This is a genomic window from Leptolyngbya sp. CALU 1928 (assembly GCF_056784215.1).
In genome coordinates, this window is record NZ_JBXBCE010000001.1 from 1940418 (window position 1) to 1964961 (window position 24544).

Sequence of the window (24544 nt, forward strand, 5' to 3'; positions counted from 1 at the left end):
CCAGGGAGCAGGGGGTAGAGACTAAACATCAGCCTACTCTCAAATCTGACACCTTCTTATTCGTATCTGAGACCTGAAACCCGACCCCTGACACCTTCTACCTTACTTTTGGGATGTTGAAACATTCGGTCCAGCTGTCACAATCACCAAGCGATCGGGCTGTAAAACCTCCTGAATCAAAGCATTCACTTGAGCGGGTGTAATCGCGTTGATAGTATCGGTATAGGTGCGAATGGCGCTGAGCGGCAATCCATAAACGGCATTGGAGAGAATAGTGGATGCCAAACTATCGGGCGAAGATAACTCCACAGGATAGGCACTGGTGAGCGATCGCTTGGCGTTGGCGATCTCCGCATCGGTGACTCCCTCTTTGCGGATTTGCTGAAGCAGGCTAATGGTGCTGGCGATCGCCCGATCCGCATCTTCGGGGGCAGTCTGCATGGAAATCAGGAACGGTCCAGGAGTTTGCCCTGCTTGAAAGCCGCTGTAAATGCCATAGGTCAAGCCTTGGCGATCGCGAATTTCGGTGCCCAACCGACTGGAAAGCGTATCGCCACCCAAAATTTGGTTGAACACTAAAGCCGTATAGTAGCGAGGATCTTTGCGATCGATCGCGTTGTAGCCCATGTAGGTCATGGACTGAGTTTTTCCCGGCAAGGTGGGCGTTAAGCGCACTGTTTTACTCGGCAGAGGCACCACTGGAAACGTCAGTTGAGCAATATTGCCCGCACTGTCCCAATTACCCAATTCACGTCCCAGTAAAGCGCGTACCGCTACGGGATCAAAATCTCCTACAACCGTCAGCACGGTGGCATCGGGACGGTAATACTGCTGATGAAAACGCACCACATCCTCGCGGGTAATTGCCTGCAAACTGGCGGCGGTCGGAAAAGTATGAAACGGGTGATTGACGGGATAGATCGCTTGCTGAAACGTGCGTCGTGCTAAACGAGCGGGAGTATCCAGTTCTAGCTTCAGTCCGCTGAGGGCGCGTTGGCGACTGAGTTCCAGTTCGTTTTTGGGGAAACTGGCATTTTTCAGCACATCCGCTGTCACCTGGATCAACGTCGGCAAATCGGCAGAGAGAGCTTCTCCGCCAATGGAAACCCCTTCTCGACTGGCACTGAAGCCCAAACTAGCCCCGCGATTTTCTAGGGTTTTGGCGATCGCTAGGGCATCTTGGGTTTGGGTGCCATTCATCAAGTTGTTGGCGGTCAAGGTTGCCAAACCAGCCGTGGCAGTCTGATCCCGAACAGTGCCAGCGGCAACATGTCCACTCAGGGTTACAGTTGGGGTGCTGCGATCTCGCACCAACAGCACTTGCAATCCATTTTTTAAGGTCAGCTTTTCGGGCAGCGCTTGATCTTGCGGTTGAGTGGTAGTTCTGCTGGGCGGCAAATATTTCGCGACTTCAGCAGGATCGACGGGCGCACCGGGGCTAAATTTCTCGGAGGTTTGGGAGAAATTATCAGGGCTGCTGCCCGGTTTGCCATCGGCAGTGGTCGGCTGAAAAAATCCTACAGTGCGGCTTGCAGGTGCTAGATAGGTCTGGGCAACGCGCTGCACATCGGCAGGGGTAACTAGGGCGATCGCGGCAAGTAGCTGATCCGTAAAGCGATAGTCGCCCGTGGAAACTTGATTGTCGCCTAGCAAAATTGCCTGACTGGAAATGTCCCGATTTCGCAACACCAGCGAAGCTTTCAACTGAGCCTTTGCCCGCGTCAGTTCTTCTTGAGTTACGCCTTTGTCCCGCAAATCGATCAGCACCTGCTGCAACACGAGATCGATCACCTGCAACTCTTTCCCTGGCGCTGCCGTAGCCGACAGTTCATACCAACCGCCAGAAATTAAATTAGCCGCGCCGCCGCCTGCATCGCTTGCTAATCCGGTTTCTACCAATGCCTGATAGATCCGAGAACTCCGTCCCCCAGTGAGAATGTAATCCATCACCTGAATCGCAGGCACATCGGGATGCTTGGTGTCAGGCAAAGGATAGACGACGTTGAGTAAAGCCGCGCTTCCAGGCTCCTTCAAAATAATTGGTGCTGATGCAGGTGCAGGTTGCATCGTGGCTTTGGCAGACAGCGGCTCTTTTGGCAGAGGCGCGATCGCTTTAGAAATCTTGCCAAAACTCTCTTCCACTTTTTTTAGCAAGGCATCGGTTTGAAAGTCGCCCACTACTACCAATGTGGCGTTATCAGGACGATAAAAATTGTTGTAGTAGTACCGCACCTGATCGACGGTGAATTTTTCCACATCCGCTTTAGTGCCGCCCACGGGTAAGCCATAGGGGCTGGTGGGAAACGCCGATCGCATCACTGCGCGACCCAAGCGATAGCTGGGATTGTTTTCATAGCCTTGCAGTTCCGAAATCACCACCCGCTTTTCACTAGCAAGCTCTTTTTCGCTAATGATGGAGTTTTTCATGCGATCGGCTTCCAAAACCAGCAGCGCCTCCAATTTATCCCGTTCAACGGTGCCAAAGTAAGCGGTCATGTCATAGCTGGTGAAGGCATTGGAGTCGCTGCCTAAAGCGCTGAAGAACCGCCCAAACTGAATCGGGCGCGACTGGGTGCCCTTAAACATCAGGTGTTCTAGCTGGTGAGCAATGCCGTTTACTCCAGGAGATTCGTTGCGTGATCCCACCCGATACCACACCTGCACAGACACAACCGGTGCCGTGCGAACTTCCTTCATCAGCACCGTTAAGCCATTCTCTAAAACCGTTTTGCGAACGCCAGCCGTTAAGGATAGGTCAGTATTGGTCGCTTTGGTATCAGGTTGCGTTGAGCGAGGTTGGGAGATAGCAGGCGACTGAGCGACTTGAGATGGTCGATCGGAGACAACCGATTGAGCGATTTCCGAAGAGGCAGGCGATCCAGCGAAGAGAGCGATCGCCAAACACCCGACAAACAACAGGCTGAGGAAGCGGTAACGGCGCATAGGGGGGGGTATAAGAAGAAAGAAGAAGGAAAAAAGAAGAAAGAAAGCTAAATACTCAAAACTTTCCTAAGCGGCTGGAGCATGATCCAGTAAACAATAGGGACGGCTGTAGCTGAGCGGCATTTCTAGAGCGTATTTGTCTAGAAGATCCGCATTGCTCATAATTTGTTCCGTCTGACCATCGTAAACAATTTGACCGTGGTTTAGCACAATTGTCCGATCGCAGAGTTCCAATGCCAAATCTAAATCATGGGTGGCAATCAGTTGAGTCAAGGGCAAACTATCGAGCAAGTGGATCAGTTGCCGCCGAGCACGAGGATCTAACTGAGCCGAGGGTTCATCCAGGATCAAAATTTGCGGCTGCATTGCTAGCACACCCGCGATCGCTACTCGCTTTTTTTCCCCGCCGGATAGATTGTTCGCACTGCGCCCACTGTATTTTTCAGGATCTAGCCCGACCGACTGCATAGCAAGGACGGCTCGGTCTACCAAACATCCACCGCGCAAACCCTGATTCATCGGTCCAAAGGTGATGTCTTCCCAAACCGTGGGCATAAACAGTTGATCATCTGGGTTTTGGAAGACTAAGCCGACAAAATTACGAATCTTGGTGAGAGTTTGAGGTGCTATCTCCAGCTCTCCCACGACAACCGTTCCCTGCTGCGGAATAATCAGCCCGTTGAAATGTTGCAGCAGAGTGGATTTACCCGACCCGTTGGCTCCCACAAGGGCAACGCGCTCCGTGGCATGAATCGATAAATCGATCTGATGCAGCGCTTTGGTGCCATCGGGGTAGGCATAGCTGAGGTTTTCAATCGTAATTGGGTTGTGATGCATGGTTTAGGAGAATCGCGATCGCTAACGACCTTGGATATAAAACAGTTGACCCATGATCGCCAGTGACGCAACCACCGTGATTGCCGCTCCATCTCGCCAACAGCCTTTGGGGATCTCGGCTTGAGGAACCAGCCCCGTATAGCCTCGCGCCAACATTGCCTGATGCACCCGCTCGCCGCGATCGTAGGTGCGAATAAACAACGACCCCACCATATTGCCAATGACCTGGCGCTGAGATTTGCGGCTGTTCATTAAATTCCGCGATAACGCCGCCCGCCGCATCGATTGAAACTCGTCGGTTAACACGGCAATGTAGCGATACATGGATGCCATGATCGCTACAAGTAGCGGTGGCACTCGTAAGGTTGAGATCGCGTGTAGTAATGCCGGAATGGGCGTAGTCAAAATCAAAATGTTTACCATTGTTAAGGAAAGTAACATTTTGAATGCCACACTGCCAAGCGTAGTCAGCCCAACCGTGGTGACTTGGAACCAACCCCATTGCCATACCACCTCGCCACTGCGTTGAAACAGCGTTCCCAGCAGCACCACTCCAATAAAGATAAACTCTACCCCGACTCGCTTTGCCAAGGCGCTAAACGTGACTTGGCTGAGGATCACCAACGTCACGATTCCAAGACCATAAAGACTCCAAGTTTTCCACTGACCATTGGGGGTAAGGGCGATCGCAAACACCATTAAAACTGTACATAATACTCGTGTAGACGGAATTAAATTATGCCAAGGCGATCGCCGGTTACTGTCCACATCCAACCGTAATGCACCAATATGCAGCAGCATAGGTTATTCTCTTGCCGCCTATTCGGGAGAAATGTGGTCATCTTCCGGGGGAACGCCTGAGTTCCGCACCACTAGCTTGCCGACACCCCAAGCGATGCCGAATGTGGCTAACGTGCCAATAATCCCGGCGAGAGGCGTTGCTATCCCTTCAGGCACACCCCGCACCGCATATTCTTCAAATACTTGATAAAACGGTAATTGTTGCGCTGGAGTTTCTGACGCTGCTTTCGTATCAAACTTATGGTCTTGAGCAACCCGATCTAGCCCATCTGGATTTTGACTGGCAAACGGCGATAAAAACGTCGCGATCGCCAGTGCAATTCCTAGACCAATCAATGCAAACGTCGCATTTCTATTGCGAGATGAATTAGACACTCTATCAATCCTCTTTCAACGGTTGGCTTGAATTTTTGATTCCTGATCACTCTCTAAAATCGCGATGCCATTGGACGATTGGCGATCGCCTTCTTGGGCGCTTTATAAATTAAATCGGGGCGAGTTCGGTAAATAAATCCAAGAGCAACGACCGTGATCAGTGCTTCACCAATCCCAATCAGCACGTGCCAAAACGTCATAGCGGGCAGCGCTACACCCAGCGGCACCGTTTCGGACAACGCCAGTGCAAAGGCACAAACCACAGCCGCAGTTACAACACTTGCCCAGGAAGCAACAGCAGCACCCGTTCCGATTCCCCGCCAACTGTTCCAGCCCAGCGCTTTACGGATGGCGGCATACAAGTAGTACCCCCCGAAGGTGCCAATTAATCCCATTAGAAAGATATTGAACCCCAGTGCCGTGATACCGCCATCTTGAAACAAAAACGACTGCACAATAAACACGACTGCCATGACTAAAGAACCAGCCCAGGGACCCAGCAATACTCCTGCTAAAGTGCCACCCAGCAGATGCCCAGAAGTGCCGCCGGGAATTGGAAAGTTAATCATCTGCGCCGCAAAAATAAATGCCGCACAAACCCCCATTAATGGCACCGTGCGCTCTTGATATTCAGATTGGGCACGCTTTAAGCAAATCGCAATCAGGGCGATCGCCACTACCCACCCCAGAAGTGTGATCGGCAGACTCAAAAAACCATCGGGAACATGCAACGCTAAAGGCAACATCCTACTTCCCGACTGAACAGAACTTATACCCGTCAGCAACAATTCAGCCATACCCAATCCTTAATCACCTTAAGCTGTCGAATTCAATCTATGCCTTGTAGGAGTTACATAACCGACATCTACAAATGATTCAATCCCCTGGCGGGGGATCTTTGCCCGATTTAAGCTCAATTTAAGGTGATTTTAGAAAAAATGCTGTTGTGAACAAAATAAGGATTGGATAAAAGACCCAATCAAGCGTAAGCGTTCTAGTTCAAAAGCTGCAACAAGGAGTTAACTTTTGAAAGATAGCTAAAACAACTGCAACACACTTCCCAGGTTATGAAACGTCGCTACATTGACTACAAAGTCACTCCTGTCCTATGTGAAAGCGTGATAGGAGACATTTATGATGCGGAAACTACATGAGAACGATGTTTATAGTTGTAGCAGCCATCAATTCGGTAGCTTTCGATACCAATTTAATAATCTTTTAAAGTAACTGTAGGGACTGGAATAAATACACACCCAAGTTATTAGGGTGGGTTTTGCAAAATTAATACTATTGTTGAGCGTTGCTTTTAAAAACTGTAAAAACTGTAATTTGTGATTTCAAGCATCAAGGCTTTTAGAATGATCAATCATGTAGGGCTGCCCAAACAGAATCCAGTCTCAACAGCCCCCTCGTATCTCTTGCCAATTTCTGGGAAAGATAATTCTCAGTTTCGTCTTTTTATGCAAACGACTGCCGCACTCTTCGGTTTTTTATTGTTGATTTCTTGCTTCTCTTGGGTTCCTACTCCCACGATTAACTCACAAACTCCTTCTGCTCAAACATCGGCGCTTCCTCATCCCAGCAATTGAAGGATTTAAGCAGCGCTCATTTTTTGCTGGAAACTCTCCAGATCAAAAAATTGGGGGATGACGGTACCAGTTCACTGACCCAAATTGATAGCCGCTCTCGCGTGGTTGTGGTTGAACCGACTTCTAGGAGATAAGGGTTCAGAAAAAACAATTCGGCAGCAGTTCCAGAATCTAACAACGGTTGTGGGGATCGCTGTTTCTTGGGGCGATCGCGATTCATCGAAGACTTTACCGGAAAGATTGAGTCCAGCGCAATCAAAGGTTAGCATGGAAAAACTTATTAATTATCCGTGTCCATGTCTCTGACTATTGGAAATACGCTCCATCATGGAAAATATCTGATCAGTCACGGTTTGGGGCAAACTGACCTGGGTGCCACCTTTCAAGGAATGCAGGTTCAGCAAAACCGACCCGTCATTCTTAAGATTTTGCAGCCCAACCCTAATTTAGGCGTAGACGTTACTCAGTTAAAGCAGCGTTTTTTCGATCAGGTTCAGAAACTCGCTCAATGTAAGCATCCTGGGTTAGTGCGGCTGATTGATTCGTTTGAAGAAGAGGAGGGGGCGATCGCGGTCTTAGACTATACCCCAGGGCAAACGTTGCTGGAAGTAGTGCATACCCAAGGCAAATTAGCAGAATCTCAGGCAGTTCACTATATTCAGCAGGTGGGTTCAGCCTTAACGGAACTGCATAATAAAGGGCTAATTCATCGTAGTGTTTCGCCCAAAAATGTGATTCATCCGATGGAGTCCAACATTGTTGTATTAGTGAATATTGGGCTGCTGGATGCAACAGTGTTGGGAATTGCGGCTGACAAGATTCAGTTGCCAGTGAGCGAGTATGCGGCGATCGAACAATATCAAGCTCAGTCAGCCCAAACACCTGCAACTGATGTTTATGCGTTGGCAGGTACACTCTACTTTTTGCTGACTGGATATGCACCGTTGGCAGCGCCCCTGCGCCATCGATCGCCTCTGCCAGCCCCTCGTCAGCTATGTCCCCAACTCACTGCTACAGTAGAATCTGCTATCTTGCACGGATTGGAGCTAAATGCCAATTCTCGCCCTCAGGCGATCGCGGAGTGGCTAGCGTTATTACCTGCGATCGGTAGCACTGGCGATCAGAGTTCTCCCACTGCCTTGGATACTGCTAGCAAGTCTACGGTGCCTCCAGCCGCTGTCGTAGCGTCCTTGGAACAGCCCCTCTTATCCGCAAAATCTGCCTCCTTGCCAACCAAACGATTTACTTCTGAACCCAATCAAAGCATGATCCCTTCGTCGCTGCCATTGAAAAATACATTTCCTAAAACGTTACTGGCAACTGCGGCGATCGCGGCGGCGGTCGGGTTAGGAGCCGGATTAACCTTACGAACGATGGCAACTTCCACAGGTCCAGGCACCTCGATTTTTCATACTGAGCAAGCCTTTCCACCATTTGAAAATTGGCCCGGTGCAGTCTCTCCAGTCGCTCCTTCTAGTTCCTATTCAACTCCAACGGTTGAAGCCCCTAGCCAACAGAAAGAGTCAAATTACCGCAATCAATCTCCTCCGGCTATCAGACAGCCTGCTGTTGAAGCCGAAGCTAGCCCCAAGCCACCCGTTGAAGCTCCGGCACCTGTAGAGGTGAGTCCTCCAGAAGCTGTAACAAATCCTGCGCCCAGCACGATCGCGCCGACCCCTAATTCACCCGCTCCTCCAGAGCCAGAACCGCTTCCCGCAGCGATTCCGCCTCCGGCTCCTGTTGAAGCTCAACCCGAACCCGAACCTGCTCCACCGCCTTCAACGGTTGCACCGACCTCTGGCGAGGTGCAGCGGCAATAGAGTAACCACGCTATAATTCAAGCGGAGCGTATAGGAATTTTCCGATGAGTAACCCCATTGTTCATGCCTTTTTTGTGGGCAGAGCGCTAGCAGATACCTTGTATGATCACGCAGAACTTGCCTTTACGGATGCCTTAAGTGAGTTAGGTAAGCTGGATGCAGAACTTCGAGAAAACTTACGCACTTTGAGCGATCGCGTAGTTGAACGAGCCGCCCAAGAAGAAGCGGCAGCGACCCAAGGGCGGACAAGCCAATCTCCTGCTGCATCGCCTTTCCAATCTGATGATTTGCAAACCGTGATTGATGAACTGCGGGCAGAAGTAGCGCGGTTGCGCTCTGAACTGAAGCAATATCGCAGCCGAACTTCATAACCATGTTTGTGTATCCTTTGATCGCATCCAAGATATTAGCCTAGGGATAAGAATCGAGTGTCTGTTTTTCCTCACGACTCCAACCTGTCTAAGCAGCCGCTTGAGCCAAAGCCTGAAAGCGGTAGGACTCTCGCTCATTCGGACGATCTATTCCCTGCTAACGATCAGACCAGGCAAGATCCTAAAAATGGGAAATTTCCTAAATCGGCTGCGGATTTAGCGGACACCGACTCTGTGCCTGCTAATGGTGCTGATGCTCATGGGAACATTCGCGATCATGTTGAGCTTCCACTGACTGATCAAGATGAATATCTAAATCAGGAACGCTTATCGCAGAGAATAGTGACCGCTTTTGAGCAATCGCCCCCGTTAAAGAATCGCATCAAAGAAAAATCCTACGGGGACAAAGCCTATCGCTGGAATCGTACTAACTACTCACGGCAGCGGCGCTTTGTAGATATTTGGGGTTTTGTGCTAACGCTATTGTATTCTCAATGGCTGTATGGCAAGCCGTGGAGCTATCCCGGCGGCATGACCGATGCTAAGCGATCGCAGAGACGGCGATCGCAAGCGGTTTGGATGCGAGACACCCTGCTAGATTTAGGTCCTACTTTCATTAAAGTGGGTCAGCTTTTTTCCACTCGTGCCGACTTGTTCCCGACAGAATACGTTGAAGAACTATCCAAACTGCAAGACCGAGTGCCTGCTTTTAGTTTTGAGCAAGCAAAAAACTTGATCGAGCAAGACTTGGGCAAATCTTTACAAGAGCTTTATCTCAGCTTTGATCCAATCCCGCTTGCGGCTGCCAGTTTGGGGCAAGTTCATCGAGCCACCTTGCACTCTGGTGAAGATGTGGTCGTCAAGGTGCAGCGTCCTGGATTAATTAAACTTTTTCAAATCGATCTGGCTATTCTCAAAGGGATTGCCCGCTATTTTCAAAAGCATCCCAAGTGGGGACCTGGACGCGACTGGCTGGGTATTTACGACGAATGCTGCAAGATTTTGTATGAAGAAATCGACTATCTGAACGAAGGGCGAAATGCTGACACCTTCCGCCGCAACTTTCGCGGTGAAGATTGGGTAATGGTGCCGCGTGTCTATTGGCGTTACGCCTCTCCGCGTGTGTTGACGCTGGAATATTTGCCGGGGATTAAGATTAGTCACTACGAAGCCCTAGAAGCCGCCGGACTTGATCGCAGTCGGCTGGCTGAACTGGGTGCAAGAGCCTACTTAATGCAGCTTCTGAACGATGGCTTTTTCCATGCCGATCCCCATCCCGGTAACCTTGCAGTCAGCCCAGATGGATCGCTCATTTTTTATGACTTTGGCATGATGGGGCAGGTGAAGCTTGTCACCCGTGAAAAGTTGGTGGATACTTTCTTTGGTGTGGCGCAAAAAGACGGCGATCGCGTCATGGCTTCTCTTATTGATCTGGGCGCTCTAACTCCCACAAGTGACATGGGGCCTGTGCGCCGCTCGATCCAGTTTATGCTGGATAATTTCATGGATAAGCCCTTTGAAAACCAATCCGTAGGAGCCATTAGCGATGATTTATACGAAATCGCCTATGGTCAGCCCTTTCGCTTTCCAGCAACGTTCACCTTTGTCATGCGCGCCTTCTCAACGTTGGAAGGAGTTGGCAAGGGACTAGATCCTGAATTTAACTTTATGGAGGTTGCAAAGCCTTTTGCACTAAAGATTATGGCAGATGGAAATCCCACAACTGATGCGAACAACATTTTAGGAGAATTGAGCCGCCAAGCCTCCCAAATTAGCAATACTGCCCTAGGATTGCCCCGACGAATTGAAGATACCTTAGATAAGTTAGAGCGCGGAGATATTCGAGTTCGGACGCGATCACTAGAAACCGAGCGTATTTTACGCCGCCTGAGCGGTGTAAATATGGGTACAAACTACACACTATTGGTGTGCGCGTTTACATTGTCGGCTACGATGCTATTAGTCAGTGGTTATGGGTGGCTAGCACTCGCTGCTGCTGCTGCCGCTTCTTTCGCAGGGTTTACTCTCATCCGCTTAATGATTCGCATTGATCGCAGCGATCGTATGCCATGATCGTTTTAAGATATGTTCCTTTATCCATGTTGACCATCTAACAACCACCCTATGAAGCCTCTGTCTACCGGCTTAACAGATGTCGGCGTTGTCCGCAGAGTCAACCAGGACGATTATTATATCGATCCTGAAGGTCGCTTTTTTATTGTGGCAGACGGCATGGGAGGACACGCAGGCGGTGAAGAAGCTAGCCGTCTTGCGACCCAAACCATTCAGGCATATTTAGAAAACTACTGGCACACGGCTGAATCCTCAAAGACCATTCTAGAACAGGCGCTGCTAGAGGCAAACCAGGCAATTATCAATGATCAGCAACAGCACCCCGATCGGGGCGACATGGGCACCACTGTTGTTGTATTGCTCTTTCGTGACGAGCAGCCTTTATGCGCCCACATTGGTGATTCGCGGCTTTATCGATTACGTGGTGCCAAACTCGATCAGATTACTGAAGACCATACCTGGGTTGCTCTTGCCATTCGAATGGGTGAAATTTCGCCCGATCAAGGGAGAGTTCACCCATGGCGACATGTGTTAGCTCAATGCTTAGGACGGGAAGATTTACGCCAAATTGATATTCAGCCAGTGCAAATACAACCCAGCGATCGCCTGTTGCTGTGCAGCGATGGACTTACGGAAGAACTGTCTGATCAAGTGATTGCCTCCCAGCTAAAATCCATTCGGGTTTGCGAGAAAGCTGCCGCCGCCCTAATCAACGCGGCAAAAGAGCATGGAGGCCGCGATAATATTACGGTCATAGTGTTAACTATTGATGGATCCGGATAAAGTGATCCATCCAAACTTTATCAATAATGGTCACAGTGCCCCAAGGCTTTCAAGGCTCCTGCTATGATTGATCGAAGTCAATTGGGGTTGTAGCTCAGCAGGATAGAGCGGTCGCCTCCTAAGCGACAGGTCGCGCGTTCGAATCGCGCCAGTCCCGTAAAAAAAGTTCAAAATCCTTGGAAAGTTTGTTTTCCCAGGATTTTATGTTGTCCTTATCACACTCACCGTCTCCAGCACAGAATCAGGCAGCGTTTGATTTCGCTAAATTTGGGCAAATATTTAAGTTAATATCAAGTGTGTTTTCCAGATTTTGTATAACTTACTCTAAAGAGGGAGCCATTAATCCAAAAAAAAGCTTTAAAGTCTCAGATATATAAGAATGTTTGATTTATTCAGCTTTACCCTAAGAGGTTGACCTCATCGCTAAGCGATCGCTTCAGATATCACCTACTGAGATTCAACAAGCAAAACGAGCTTTTGTCTTGAAGGGATGGACTCAGGAAAACTTAGCGGCAGAGGTGAACTTGAAAACACGCCAACCGATTTGGCGGTTTTTTACTGGGCAACCTGTTGAGCGCCAGGTTTTTTTAGACATTTGTTCGGTACTAGATTTGGATTGGCGTGAGATCGTCATTGATCCTCCCGCAGAATTTCCTGAATTGGGGGGAGCAGTTCGCGCACCCTTGCCTGATCTGGATGCCCTAGTGCAAGAGGTGCGATCGCAGCGCTGGGACAAAATTCAAGACCAGTGCGGCACTTTGCAACTGTTAGACATCAGCCATCCCGTCAGCTTGGATGATATCTACATTGATGTCAATATTCTGGAAACCATTGCCAGTCAACAGCAGTTAGAGCTTGCGAATCTACAAAATCTTGAACCAGAGGATTTCGATCGCGTAGGCTTGGGTGACATTGACCAAGCCCAAGTGCTAGGGGTAACCGCCGTAGAAAACTACTCCAAGGTCAGGGTGCTAGGCAAACCAGGTTCTGGCAAAACCACTTTCTTGCAATATCTTGCCGTTCAGTGCAATCAAGCAGAGTGGGAAGCAGAGCGAGTCGCCATCTTTGTCACACTGCGGCATTTTGTTGAAGACTCCAGAGTTAGCGGCGAATTTAGCTTGTTAAACTACTTGCGTCAAGAGTTTCTCACGGATGGCATTGCTGACCCCTCTGCGATCGAGACGCTGTTGCAAGCGGGGCGGGTATTGCTATTGCTAGATGGCATTGATGAAGTACTGCATGACGAAAGCATTGTAGTCCTCAAAGAAATTCGCCGATTTTCAGATAAATATCATAAGAATCGGTTTGTAGCGACCTGCCGTACCGCCGCTCGAAAGCTCAGTTTACGCGGGTTTACCGATGTGGAGGTGGCTCCATTTACCCAGGCGCAAATTGTGGCATTTGCCCAAAAATGGTTTGTGGCGTTTACTAAAACGACTGCTTCGGCAGGAGGGGAGCAGTCTGATCAGTTTATTGAAAGGCTGGACTTGCCGGAAAACTGGCAGTTTCGCCAACTAGTGGTGACTCCTCTGTTTTTGCATATGGCGTGTTGGGTGTTTCAGGGTGAGAGCAGATTTCCGACAAAGCGAACCGATTTTTATAAAGAAGGGTTAGATTTGCTGCTGGGCAAATGGGATGAAGCGAGAGGAGTGGAACGAGATGAGATCTACCAAGGGTTTCGCTTGCCCCAAAAGCTGAAAATGCTGAGTCAGATTGCGGCAGCCACCTTTGAGCAGGGACAATACTTTTTTGAGCAACGGACGCTTGAGCAATACATTGAGGACTATATTCGGCATCTGCCCAATGCTTCGACCGATGCCGAGGAACTGCAAGTCGAAAGTGAAGCGGTGCTACAGGCGATCGAGTCGCAACATGGATTAATTGTCGAACGGGCGCGGGGAATTTTCTCATTCTCCTATCTGGCATTTCAAGAATATTTCACGGCACGCAACATTGTTGCCAGTCACAACCTCCAAGCGCTAGAGCAGGCACTGGGCGGGTTGGTTAGCCATATCACCGACCCCCACTGGCGAGAAGTGTTTTTGTTAACGGCGACGATGCTGCGGAGTGCCGATTCATTAATGCAGTTGATGAAGCAGCAGATTGATGCCTTGGTTGTTCAAGATCCTTATTTACAGGAGTTTTTGCAATGGGCAAGTCAAAAATCGCAGATGCTTCCTACCGAGACAAAAGATGCCACGGCTCGCGCCTTTTACCTAGCACTGGCTCGAACGCCCTACATGGCATCCGATTTTGCGCTTGCCTGCACCCTCGACCAGGGGATGTTTTTGGATATTGCCTTGGATGATGTGTTGCAAGCCTGCGCGATCGCCCAAAGCCCAGACTTTGCCTACGCTCATCTATGTAGCAATGCCCTCAGCAATATTTTAGGCATTGTGCTGGATGCGGGCTTGCACAAATCGCTGCAACAACTCCAAAATGAATTCCCAAATATTGATCAGAATCAGGAACGGTTTCAGGCATGGTGGCAGGAGCATCATGCCGCTTGGGTAGACCGCCTCAAGAGTGAGATCAATAGCTATCGGCAGATTCACCAGCACTGGCAGTTTAGCCCAGAGCAAGAGCAAGTGCTGCAACGCTACTATGCTGCCAATCAACTGCTGCTCGATTGTTTGCATAGCAACAGTGAAGTGACGGCGGCGGTTCGGCAGGAAATTGAAGCGAGTTTATTGCTGTCTCAAGGGGAAATTGAAGCCAGGGAATGGCAATAAATCCATAAATCTATCTTTAGAGAGATTTCTATCAAAAGACCCAACTTTGCGACCTCAGCCTATACAAATCAACCACGAATTCAAACATGGGAGCGTTAGGGTATTAGAACATCCTCGCTAGACCGCTCGGTGAAAGCCTTTCAGAAAAAGTTAATCGTGGCGGGAGTAGTTCGGATTTTAATATGACTACTTTACTGAATTATCCAATACCGATGTCAAGGCATCTCAAACTCGATCGCAGCCACCAGTTAAGCGCTACAACGACGATCGCTCACTCCATGAACACCCGACACACTTGCCCATGCTGTTCTAGGACTTTACTGCGTCACATGCGCTTGGGTGGGATTTACTGGCGCTGTGATCATTGTCATGAGGAGATGCCCATTTTATAAGTCAAAGGCGACGTTTGCAGCGATCGCCCTTTGGTTATCCACCGTCTTACATCAATGGTCTTAAATTAGAGGTCAACATGTCCCAAGGATTAGTCAATCTAACGTTGCCAACAGTTCTTCAAGAGATTGAATATGTCTTAGAGGAATACCCTGAACATCCATATCAAACCGCTTTTTTACTGCCTGAACTGCGCCAAAAGCTGATCGCCCACATTCTCAGTAATGTCCCTAACCGCTACGCTGTCGAAGAGAGACAGGAATCATTTAATAGCCCTAAAGCTCACGATTCTTCTCCTTTACAAGAGCGGCTCCGCATGGAAATGATCATTCGCGCTGGTATTTTGCATATCCTCCGTGAAAACGCCGATTGGATCAGTCGTCATCTTCCTAAAATATAAATCGAGCGATCGCCCCATTTCTGAAACGATCGCTCCTTCATCAAGTTAATCGATTTTACTGAGTCGTCAATACTTCAGATGGGAGACGCTGGAAGGAAAGGCGTTCGTTTTCGCCCACATCTACAAAGATAGTGTCGCCGTTATGGAAATCGCCCCGCAGGATGGATTTGGCGATCGCGGTTTCCAGTTCCTTCTGAATGGCACGTTTGAGTGGACGAGCGCCATACACGGGGTCGTAGCCCACTTCGGCAATGAAATCGATCGCCGCATCGGTCAGCTTCAGAGACATTTTGCGATCTGCTAAGCGTTTTTCTAAACGTAACGTTTGCAGCTTGACGATATTCCGCAGTTCAGATTTTTGCAGCCCATGGAAGATGATAAACTCATCCACCCGGTTGAGGAATTCAGGGCGAAACTGCGATCGCATCGCTTCAACTACGCGGCTCCGCATTTCCTCATACTGATCTTCATCGCCTGCCACATCCAGAATGTACTGCGACCCGATGTTGCTGGTCATGATAATGATCGTGTTTTTGAAATCCACCGTGTGACCTTGGGCATCAGTAATGCGCCCGTCGTCTAGCACTTGCAGCAGAATGTTGAACACATCCGGGTGAGCTTTTTCGATTTCATCAAATAGAACGACCGCATAAGGGCGACGACGGATCGCTTCCGTCAGTTGCCCGCCTTCGTCATAGCCCACATAGCCAGGAGGCGCACCAATCAAGCGAGAGACGGCGTGCTTTTCCATGTATTCGGACATGTCAATCCGAACCATTGCCTCTTCTGTATCGAACAGGTAGGCAGCCAAAGCTTTTGCCAGTTCGGTTTTGCCTACACCCGTAGGACCTAAGAAAATAAAGCTAGCAATAGGACGGTTTGGGTCGGCGAGTCCGGCACGCGATCGCTGAATTGAATCGGCAACCGCAGTCACAGCTTCATCCTGACCAATCACCCGCTGATGCAGTTCGTCTTCTAAGTGCAGCAACTTCTGCATTTCTGATTCCACCAGCTTGCTGATCGGAATCCCCGTCCATTTAGAAATGATTTCAGCAATATCCGCTTCGGTGACTTCTTCTCGCAACAGAGACTTACTGCTGGTTTGCGCTTCATTAAATTGGTCTTGTGCTTTCTGAAACTGCTCTTGAAAATAGGGCAATCGACCGTATTCAATTTCAGACGCGCGGTTCAGGCTATAGTTTTGACTTTGAGGATTTTTAACTTGCTCAAGCTCGGTCTTGAGCTGGTCAATTTCTTCACGCAGCTTTTGAATTTGATCGCTCACTTCTTTTTCTGCCTGCCACTGGGCATTGAGCATATGTTGCTCTTCCTTCAAATTAGCGAGTTCTTTCTCTAAGCGTTGTCGCCGATCGAGTGATCCGTAGTCGATTGCGCCTTTAAGCGACAGGATTTCCATCTCCAGTTGCGTGATACGACGATCAATCGTCTCCATCTCTTCTGGCTTCGAGGTTTTCTCCATTTTCAGCTTAGCTGCCGCCTCGTCTACCAAATCGATCGCCTTATCAGGCAGAAAGCGATCGCTGATGTAGCGAGTAGAAAGCACCGCAGCAGCAACTAGGGCATTATCTGCAATAGTGACGCTGTGATGTGTTTCATAGCGCTCCTTCAAGCCCCGCAGAATGGAAATGGTATCTTCTACCGTGGGCTGATCGATGAACACCTGCTGAAAGCGGCGCTCTAATGCGGCATCTTTTTCAATATATTTGCGATACTCATCCAGGGTCGTCGCACCAATACAGCGCAGTTCGCCCCTTGCCAGCATGGGTTTCAGCAGATTTCCCGCATCCATCGCGCCCTGAGTTGCGCCGGCACCCACAACGGTATGAATTTCATCAATGAATAAGATGATGTGTCCTTGCGCTTCGGTGACTTCCTTGAGGACAGCTTTTAACCGTTCTTCAAACTCGCCGCGATACTTCGCACCTGCTATAAGAGAACCCATATCAAGAGAGATCAGCTTGCGATCTTTGAGAGATTCTGGCACTTCAGCTTTGATAATTCGTTGGGCAAGTCCTTCGGCGATCGCAGTTTTGCCCACACCGGGTTCCCCAATCAACACCGGATTGTTCTTTGTGCGGCGTGAGAGAATCTGAATCGTGCGACGAATTTCGTCATCTCGCCCAATCACCGGATCAAGTTTGCCCTGCCTTGCCATTTCTGTTAGGTCGCGCCCATATTTTTCTAGGGCTTCATACTTGCCTTCGGGGTTGCGGTCGGTCACTTTTTGGCTGCCTCGGATTTGGTCAATCGCTTGCTTGAGCTTGGTTTCATCGAGCTTGAATTCTGTAAATAGTGCTTTACCATAGCGATCGTCTTTAGCAAAACCCAGCAAAATATGCTCGATTGAAATCACTTCGTCGCCATACTGCTTCCGGTGATTGTCAGCGCGATCGAAGAGGGTATCTAGACTTCGCCCTAAATAAACACTGCCGCCTGCGCCCGAAATTTTGGGCTGTTTGCGGATAAAATCTTCCGTGCGATCGCGCACCTGCGACACAGGCACATTCAACTTGTTGAACACACTACTGGCAAGCCCATCTTGCTCTAATAGCGCTTTCATCAAATGCTCCGATTCAATTTGCTGCTGCTGCGCTTGTTTGGCAACATCAGGCGTGTGGGCGATCGCTTCCCACGCTTTCTCTGTAAATTGATTGGGGTCGGTTGGTTGCATAGGCTCCCCTTAGATAAAAATATAAATAAAATCGTCTTCTCTATTGTAAGGATAGGATCGCGATCGCCCGGATCGGTCTTCACACCACTCAATACGGGTATTTACCGCCTTTGATAGTAAAAAACACGATACTGACCCATCAGCATCTGCGATCGCCCAACAAAAATCCCCTTAAACAGTCTAGCGATCAACTGTCTAAGAGGATTTGCATTCACTTGAGTATTCAAAATTTAGAAACTGAATCATGCATAGCAATCCATAATCATCTGATTTCTAGCAAGCACCACTCCGCTTAGTTAGAATCATGAGAATAGTTTTATAGATTAGAACCAAATCATAGAAACGATGCCATTGAGCTTGATAGCGCAGATCAAGCTGAACAATATCTTCAAAATCCTTGACCAAAGACCGACCACTCACCTGCCATTCTCCTGTCAGACCAGGCTTAACATTCAAACGCTGCCAATGGTGGGTACTATACCTGGCAACTTCATCAGACGTGGGGGGGCGGGTTCCAACCAAGCTCATATCACCTTTCAGCACATTCCAAAATTGAGGAAATTCATCCAGGCTAGTTTTTCGCAAAAAGCGCCCTACTCGTGTAATGCGCGGATCATTTGTGTTCTTAAAAATTAATCCTTTCGCCTCATTTGTTATTTGGGCTTTCAACTCCTCTGCGTTTTCCACCATCGAGCGAAACTTGTAAATGCGGAACGACTGCCCCATTAAGCCATAGCGTTCTTGAGAATAAAGAATGGCACCGGGACTATCAAGTCTAATAGCCAAGGCGATCGGAAAAAAGATAAGCCCAAAAATGGCTAGCCCAATCAGACTTCCAACAATATCAATGAATCGTTTAAACAAACAAGACACTGAGCGATGGGGAATTCTTGGTTCAAGGGAGGTAAAGCTACAAGGCGTTAAATCATTCTTTGGTAGTGCAGACTGCATGGCTTCTAGTTTCGCTTTTAAGTGAATCACGCGAGTACCGTATAAATACGGAGTGTGCTTCACAACAATATAAGGGAATTTCCAAACTAGCAATATGCTCAGTTGGAACACTATTCCAATCTTCTTGAAAACTTTATATTTCTTACGGTTTGTGAAGAAATGATGAAATGATCGCAGTCGCCTAAGCAGACAAGTCCTTTGAAAGCCTAACTAGAGAGCATTTCAGGGTTTCTCGTAGAATTACACAGCCAAATAATCTCTAATTATCAAAAAATCAATAAAAGTGAATTTATATTTCTTAAGGTTTTTCGCCTGACGAAATAAGTCATGTACCTAAAGAGATACTTATATCGGTTAATACGTAGAACTGTACTTTACACAACATTTGTGGAAAAGTAGGTTTTTAACGCTCGTTCAAAACTTAGCTGCATTAGCTCAACTTTTTCGGCTTGTCAGGGTTGAAAGCTGCGGGATCAGTTGCTGGAAAGCTTTACCACGATGACTGATCGATCGCTTCAGTTCAAGGGGCATCTCGGCAAAGGTTAGCTGATGTTCGGGACTGTAGAAAACGGGATCATAACCAAAGCCGCCGCTTCCTTGTGGAGCCTGAAGAATTTCACCCGGACAAAACCCCTCGGCTTGCAGGGCAATCGTGCCATCGGGTCGTGAGATTGCGATCTCGCACACAAACCGCGCGGCTCGATTCCCTTCACCGTCTAATTCTTTGAGCAATCGGGCAATGCAAGCATCATCATTGTCAGCATAGCGAGCCGAGAAAATACCCGGTGCGCCTCCCAAAGCTTCCACTTCTAGCCCCGAATCATCGGCGATCGCCCATTCCCTGGTTGCCAGTGCCACTTGAGATGCTTTTAGGCAAGCATTTTCGGCGAAAGTTGTCCCTGTTTCCTCGACTTCCAGATCGGCTGGTTTTAAGCGTAGATCCCAGCCTAAATCGGCAAGATGGGCTTGCATTTCCTTGACTTTGCCTGGATTTCCGGTTGCAACTACCAAAGCGGTCATCCAAAATTCCTTTTTCTCACGGAGATTAGTGAATGGTTCCTTGTCAAAATTAAGCTAGAACGGGAGCGATCGCAGACATTTTTTCGTGAAAAGCTTGCCAGTCTAAAACCTGGTCGAGTAAAGTCTCGTATCCCATACTATTAGGATGAAGTCCATCTTTCATCCTGCGATCGCTACCCCACCGGCTTCCCTGGGATTGCCACTCCGAAAACACATCCAGGTAAGGAATCTGCCTCGCTTCACAAGCTAACCGTGTCGCCTCTTTATACCGAAACTGATCCGCGTGATTGTAATAGAGACAGTCCAAAAACGGCATTTTCGATTCATCCACAGGCACCATCCCGACAAATAATACAGGGCATAGCTGCACGGCTTGATTTAACAGTTGCTCCATTTCACTACAAAAAAGATTGAAGTCTGTAAAGTTCCGTCCATCGGGACGGGAGAGTCGTGCCGAATCATTGGTGCCCACAGATAAAATCAGCAGATCAGGCACTCGATTACGCAATTCGCCCCGCAGCCGAAATTCACTTTCTAAACGGATAGCAACCTGTTGTACCCCATCCCCACGTACACCTAGATTGTATAAGGCGTGTCCTGAACTGCCATGAATCATCCAACTACGTCGCAGCCGTTCAATCCATCCCCCCCCTGCCGGATCGCCAAACCCATAAATGATGCTGTCTCCAACTGCAATAATCTTTAGAGGGCGCGTTGATTGAGTTTGGAGAGCCAGAGATTTGAAAATCTGCATTGAGTGTTTCAGTGTTTGGAACTCAGTAGATCAAGCGTTTAAGTTAACAAAACTGTATCATCGGTTGAAGAACTTTGCAAAGCTTGACAAATAGATGTTCCGATATATGCGCCTTAACAAATTGCGGCGCGATAAATCTCCGGTAGGGACTAAGCCCAAGTGGCGATGATCCACTGGCTGCCATTAATCAGGTAAAACATACCGACCATCAGCAAGGCAACACTGGCAAGCCGAATGATGGTGTTGGAGTGGAGCAATAAGGTACGGGTTTGCTTGGCGAGTCCGGTGAATAAGCTAGCCAGAAAAATAATGGCGGTGTAGCCAAACGCATAGCTAATCATGGCGAGGGTGCTTTGCCATTGTGAACCAGTGGCGGCGGCGGCGGTGAGGACTGAAATCATAATTGGGCTGGTGCAGGGAGAACTGACGAGAGCGAAGGTAACTCCAACCCCATAAGGACCTGTGAGAAAGGAGATGATGACCGATTGCAGCCGTGATTCTGGGAGGGAGCGTTTTATGAATCGCCGAGACATTTTCTCTCTAGAAGGAACGGCATTGGTTCCCATGCTAGTCGATGCAGGGAAGCGGTTTAGCTTCAATCGGGGAATTTGCACAACGCCAACTAGGCTTAACCCCATCAGCACAATAATTGCGCCGACAGCGACCTGAATATAGCCTCGAAATTGAATCAGAATTAGCCCTGCTGCTGAGGAAAATAGCCCCAGCAAACTGAGAACAGTGACGACCCCTAATACGAAGGAGCCTGCCTTAAAAAAAGCATCGCGGCGGGAGGTGATTTCGCGGGTACCAATGTAGCTCAGGTTGACCGGCAACAGGGACAAAATGCAGGGGGAAATGCTGGCAACTAGCCCACCCAAAAACGCGAACCCCATCAGCGCTAATGGGTTATTAATCTGATATTGATGTTGAGTAAACCACTGGTCATAGCGATCGCCAATCCAAAACGCAAACTGCTGAAGCGATTGATAGACTGAGCTTTGGATGACTCCATCTAGGAGTAATGCGAAAGCGATCGCGCCCCCAAACAGGATGATCAGTAAGAGTAGATGCTTGGAGTGGGAAATTGAGTGATTGGGTAACTTGGACAGCTTGACACGCGCCATAACAATTTAGTCTGCAAACCGCAACAACACATTACTTTTCAAACTGTTGAGGGCTTTGATAGCCAGAAAGCGCTGCTAATTCTTCCAGCGATCGCATTCCCCGATAAAGCTGTCCATTCAGTTGCCAGGTGGGATAACTGCTGACCTGCGCCTGAATACACTGCTCTGGGTGGGCGTTGTCTCCCTTCGGATCACACTCTACCACTTGCAATTTAGCTACGGCTGAGCCAAACAATGCCTGTTGTCGCTGACAATAAGGACACCAATAGGTTGTATAAAGCTTCGCGCCTTGCTGATTAAGATGATCGGCAAGGGCAATCGTAGCAGGGGAAGTCGGTGCAGCCGTTGCCGAGTCACTCGTTATGGAGGTACGCCGAGGAGTGCAGCCCGATCCTGCCAGCAGTATGGCGATCGCCAGTATTGCCCCCAACCGCGATTCCCATCGCGATCGCTTCGCAACTCGCAGTTTCCGGTTCAGCACCCCTACCCATTGAATTCTCTTAGCGCTCATGCAACTATCTTTTATTCTAATCAGCAGCAAACCCAAAGCTCACTTTAATTACAGCCCTCTCTAGTTTCATTCTAGTTATGCCCATAAAACAGTGATTCTCCTCACTCACTAGTCAATTTCTTGAATTTATCAAATTCTCATTCTTAATATTCTCTATCAATTAGCTTCTGATTCTTCCCCACCAAGGGCTTATGGCATCACAATCTATTGGTATGCTGGAGATTGGCAGCCTATTCTAAAAGGTATTCATGTCTGTTCTTAGCCCTGCAATCACCGCTTTTCCCCTTGCTGCTGTCGTTGGGCAAGACGCTATCAAGACAGCGTTGCTTTTGGCAGCGATCGATCCCGGTTTGGGTGGTGTAGTCATTGCTGGACGGCGCGGCACTGCAAAATCCGTTATGGCACGCGCCCTCCATGCCTTGTTGCCCCCGATCGAGATTGTGCAAAACTCGCTCAACTGCAACCCCGATCTGCCCGATGAATGGGATGATGGCGCGATCGAGGGAGAAATGGCGAGGGGCGAGCAACGAGGAGAAGATAATTTGCCAAACTCCGCACTCCCCACTCAAATTATTCCCACGCCGTTTATCCAAATTCCTTTAGGCATCACCGAGGATCGGCTGCTGGGGTCGGTGGATGTGGCGCAGTCGATTAAGCGCGGCGAGACGGTGTTTCAGCCGGGATTACTGGCAGAGTCGCACCGGGGCGTGCTGTATGTGGATGAGATCAATTTGCTGGATGACCAGATTTCTAATCTGCTACTATCGGTGCTAACGGATGGCTGGAATCAGATTGAGCGGGAGGGCATTAGCTTTCGGCATCCCTGTAAGCCGCTGCTGATTGCCACCTATAACCCAGAAGAAGGGGATTTGCGCGAGCATTTGCTGGATAGAATCGCGATCGCCCTGTCTGCAGATGGAGTATTGGATCTCAGCGATCGCGTCTTGGCAGTGGATCAGGCAACCGAGTATGCCAACAATACCCAAGCGTTTTTGAGCCAATATACCGACGATCTCGATTCCCTGCGAACCCAGATTATTTTGGCGCGGGAATGGCTCAAAGACGTGCGGATTCAGCCGGAGCAAATTGAATATTTAGTCATGGAAGCTCTGCGGGGTGGAGTCCAAGGACATCGAGCCGAACTGTTTGCCGTGCGTGTTGCCAAAGCCCATGCGGCACTGGAAGGGCGCACCGATGTCAGCGCTGAAGATTTGCGTCGTGCTGTAGAACTGGTGATCGTTCCGCGATCAACGATCGTGCAAACCCCACCCGAAGACGCACCGCCACCACCGCCACCACCACCATCACCACAGGATCAGTCGGAGCAAGAGCAAGAAGAGGAAGAGAGCCAAGAAGACGAGGAAAATGAAGAAGACAAAGACAACGAAGACGATCAAGAGCCAGAGGAACCCAATAGCGTCCCGCAAGAATTTGTATTTGATCCAGAAGGGGTAATTCTAGATCCAGAAGTGCTTTATTTTGCCCAGATGGCAACCAAGCGCGGTAAGTCAGGGAGCCGCACCATCATTTTTTCGGACGATCGCGGTCGCTATATCAAACCCGTGTTGCCCAAAGGTCAGGTACGCCGCATTGCCGTAGATGCCACCCTCCGAGCCGCTGCACCTTACCAAAAATCGCGTCGCCAACGCAGTCGGGACGCACAAGTCAGGAATGAAGATCTGAACCTCGTACCCCGCACCGCGTATTCTGCACCCCAAAAACGAGTGTTTGTCGAACAAGCCGACATTCGCGCCAAACGACTTGCCCGCAAAGCCGGGGCATTGGTGGTGTTTGTGGTGGATGCCTCTGGTTCGATGGCGTTGAACCGGATGAACTCGGCAAAGGGAGCCGTGTTGCGATTGCTGACGGAAGCTTACCAAAATCGTGATCAGGTGTCTCTGATTCCGTTTCGGGGCGAACAAGCAGAGGTGTTGCTACCTCCCACGCGATCGATTGAAGCGGCAAAACGGAGGTTGGATCGCATGGCGTGTGGCGGCGGATCACCGTTGGCGCATGGACTGACCCAAGCGGTTCGAGTCGGCATGAACGCGCAGCAATCGGGCGATATTGGGCAGGTGGTAATTGTGGCGATTACGGATGGGCGCGGCAATATTCCCTTGGCACGATCGCTAGGAGAACCGATGGAGGAAGGCGAAAAGCCCGACATCAAAGCAGAACTGCTGAATATTGCGGGAAAAATTCGAGCGATCGGGTTTCAGCTACTCGTGATCGACACAGAAAATAAGTTCATTTCTACGGGATTCGCCAAAGAACTTGCAAAGAGTGCCGGAGGCAAGTACTATCACCTGCCCAAGGCAACCGATCAAGCGATCGCGTCTATGGCAAGAAACGCCATTTCAGATATGAAATCTCGCTAG

At 49.2% G+C, this 24544-nt stretch carries 19 protein-coding genes and 1 tRNA gene; 8 read left to right on the forward strand and 12 right to left on the reverse strand.

Annotation, left to right across the window (positions count from 1 at the left end; translation table 11 throughout):
- Nucleotides 1-102 precede the first annotated feature (102 nt).
- The 6 genes from AC1S5B_RS09035 to AC1S5B_RS09060 form a co-directional block, all read right to left on the reverse strand.
- A complete protein-coding gene (locus AC1S5B_RS09035; protein WP_482035342.1) occupies nucleotides 103-2943 on the reverse strand; it encodes a M16 family metallopeptidase in 2841 nt (946 codons plus the stop codon).
- A 66-nt stretch (nucleotides 2944-3009) separates the two neighbouring features.
- A complete protein-coding gene (locus AC1S5B_RS09040; protein WP_482035343.1) occupies nucleotides 3010-3780 on the reverse strand; it encodes an energy-coupling factor ABC transporter ATP-binding protein in 771 nt (256 codons plus the stop codon).
- 21 nt (nucleotides 3781-3801) lie between these two features.
- Entirely contained in the window at nucleotides 3802-4581 is a 780-nt protein-coding gene (cbiQ, locus tag AC1S5B_RS09045) for a cobalt ECF transporter T component CbiQ (RefSeq protein ID WP_482035344.1), read from the reverse strand.
- A gap of 18 nt (nucleotides 4582-4599) precedes the next feature.
- A complete protein-coding gene (locus tag AC1S5B_RS09050; RefSeq protein ID WP_482035345.1) occupies nucleotides 4600-4956 on the reverse strand; it encodes a PDGLE domain-containing protein in 357 nt (118 codons plus the stop codon).
- Between the two features lie 53 nt (nucleotides 4957-5009).
- Nucleotides 5010-5753 carry an energy-coupling factor ABC transporter permease gene (locus AC1S5B_RS09055; protein ID WP_482035346.1) on the reverse strand — a complete coding sequence of 248 codons (744 nt, stop codon included), beginning with the start codon at nucleotides 5751-5753 and terminating at the stop codon, nucleotides 5010-5012.
- 863 nt (nucleotides 5754-6616) lie between these two features.
- Entirely contained in the window at nucleotides 6617-6814 is a 198-nt protein-coding gene (locus tag AC1S5B_RS09060) for a hypothetical protein (RefSeq protein WP_482035347.1), read from the reverse strand.
- 27 nt (nucleotides 6815-6841) lie between these two features.
- On the opposite strand from AC1S5B_RS09060, the gene AC1S5B_RS09065 reads away from it, so the two are divergent.
- The 7 genes from AC1S5B_RS09065 to AC1S5B_RS09095 all read left to right on the forward strand — a co-directional run bounded on the left by AC1S5B_RS09065 (nucleotide 6842) and on the right by AC1S5B_RS09095 (nucleotide 15114).
- Nucleotides 6842-8365: a serine/threonine protein kinase gene (locus AC1S5B_RS09065; protein ID WP_482035348.1), complete on the forward strand. Its 1524-nt coding sequence runs from the start codon at nucleotides 6842-6844 to the stop codon at nucleotides 8363-8365.
- 44 nt (nucleotides 8366-8409) lie between these two features.
- The gene (locus AC1S5B_RS09070) at nucleotides 8410-8736 is read left to right on the forward strand and encodes a DUF6825 family protein (protein ID WP_482035349.1); all 327 of its coding nucleotides are present in this window, start codon (nucleotides 8410-8412) and stop codon (nucleotides 8734-8736) included.
- A 57-nt stretch (nucleotides 8737-8793) separates the two neighbouring features.
- The gene (locus AC1S5B_RS09075; RefSeq protein WP_482035350.1) at nucleotides 8794-10809 is read left to right on the forward strand and encodes an ABC1 kinase family protein; all 2016 of its coding nucleotides are present in this window, start codon (nucleotides 8794-8796) and stop codon (nucleotides 10807-10809) included.
- 51 nt (nucleotides 10810-10860) lie between these two features.
- Nucleotides 10861-11592 (forward strand): Stp1/IreP family PP2C-type Ser/Thr phosphatase, encoded by a 732-nt coding sequence (locus AC1S5B_RS09080; RefSeq protein WP_482035351.1) that lies wholly within the window; start codon nucleotides 10861-10863, stop codon nucleotides 11590-11592.
- An 83-nt stretch (nucleotides 11593-11675) separates the two neighbouring features.
- Nucleotides 11676-11749, forward strand: a tRNA-Arg gene (locus AC1S5B_RS09085).
- 325 nt (nucleotides 11750-12074) lie between these two features.
- Nucleotides 12075-14324: an NACHT domain-containing protein gene (locus tag AC1S5B_RS09090; protein WP_482035352.1), complete on the forward strand. Its 2250-nt coding sequence runs from the start codon at nucleotides 12075-12077 to the stop codon at nucleotides 14322-14324.
- Nucleotides 14325-14793: 469 nt separating this feature from the next.
- The gene (locus tag AC1S5B_RS09095) at nucleotides 14794-15114 is read left to right on the forward strand and encodes a hypothetical protein (RefSeq protein ID WP_482035353.1); all 321 of its coding nucleotides are present in this window, start codon (nucleotides 14794-14796) and stop codon (nucleotides 15112-15114) included.
- Nucleotides 15115-15169: 55 nt separating this feature from the next.
- Here the strand turns inward: AC1S5B_RS09095 and clpB are convergent, their stop codons facing one another.
- The 6 genes from clpB to AC1S5B_RS09125 all read right to left on the reverse strand — a co-directional run bounded on the left by clpB (nucleotide 15170) and on the right by AC1S5B_RS09125 (nucleotide 22166).
- Nucleotides 15170-17806: an ATP-dependent chaperone ClpB gene (gene clpB / locus AC1S5B_RS09100; protein WP_482035354.1), complete on the reverse strand. Its 2637-nt coding sequence runs from the start codon at nucleotides 17804-17806 to the stop codon at nucleotides 15170-15172.
- 273 nt (nucleotides 17807-18079) lie between these two features.
- Complete coding sequence (locus AC1S5B_RS09105) at nucleotides 18080-18820, reverse strand: sugar transferase (RefSeq protein WP_482035355.1); 741 nt, start codon at nucleotides 18818-18820, stop codon at nucleotides 18080-18082.
- Nucleotides 18821-19192: 372 nt separating this feature from the next.
- On the reverse strand, nucleotides 19193-19777 hold the full coding sequence (rdgB, locus tag AC1S5B_RS09110; protein ID WP_482035356.1) for an RdgB/HAM1 family non-canonical purine NTP pyrophosphatase: 585 nt from the start codon (nucleotides 19775-19777) through the stop codon (nucleotides 19193-19195).
- Nucleotides 19778-19826: 49 nt separating this feature from the next.
- Complete coding sequence (locus tag AC1S5B_RS09115; RefSeq protein ID WP_482035357.1) at nucleotides 19827-20531, reverse strand: GDSL-type esterase/lipase family protein; 705 nt, start codon at nucleotides 20529-20531, stop codon at nucleotides 19827-19829.
- 149 nt (nucleotides 20532-20680) lie between these two features.
- The gene (locus AC1S5B_RS09120; protein WP_482035358.1) at nucleotides 20681-21655 is read right to left on the reverse strand and encodes a cytochrome c biogenesis CcdA family protein; all 975 of its coding nucleotides are present in this window, start codon (nucleotides 21653-21655) and stop codon (nucleotides 20681-20683) included.
- A gap of 31 nt (nucleotides 21656-21686) precedes the next feature.
- Entirely contained in the window at nucleotides 21687-22166 is a 480-nt protein-coding gene (locus tag AC1S5B_RS09125) for a hypothetical protein (protein WP_482035359.1), read from the reverse strand.
- A gap of 248 nt (nucleotides 22167-22414) precedes the next feature.
- On the opposite strand from AC1S5B_RS09125, the gene bchD reads away from it, so the two are divergent.
- On the forward strand, nucleotides 22415-24544 hold the full coding sequence (gene bchD / locus AC1S5B_RS09130; RefSeq protein ID WP_482035360.1) for a magnesium chelatase ATPase subunit D: 2130 nt from the start codon (nucleotides 22415-22417) through the stop codon (nucleotides 24542-24544).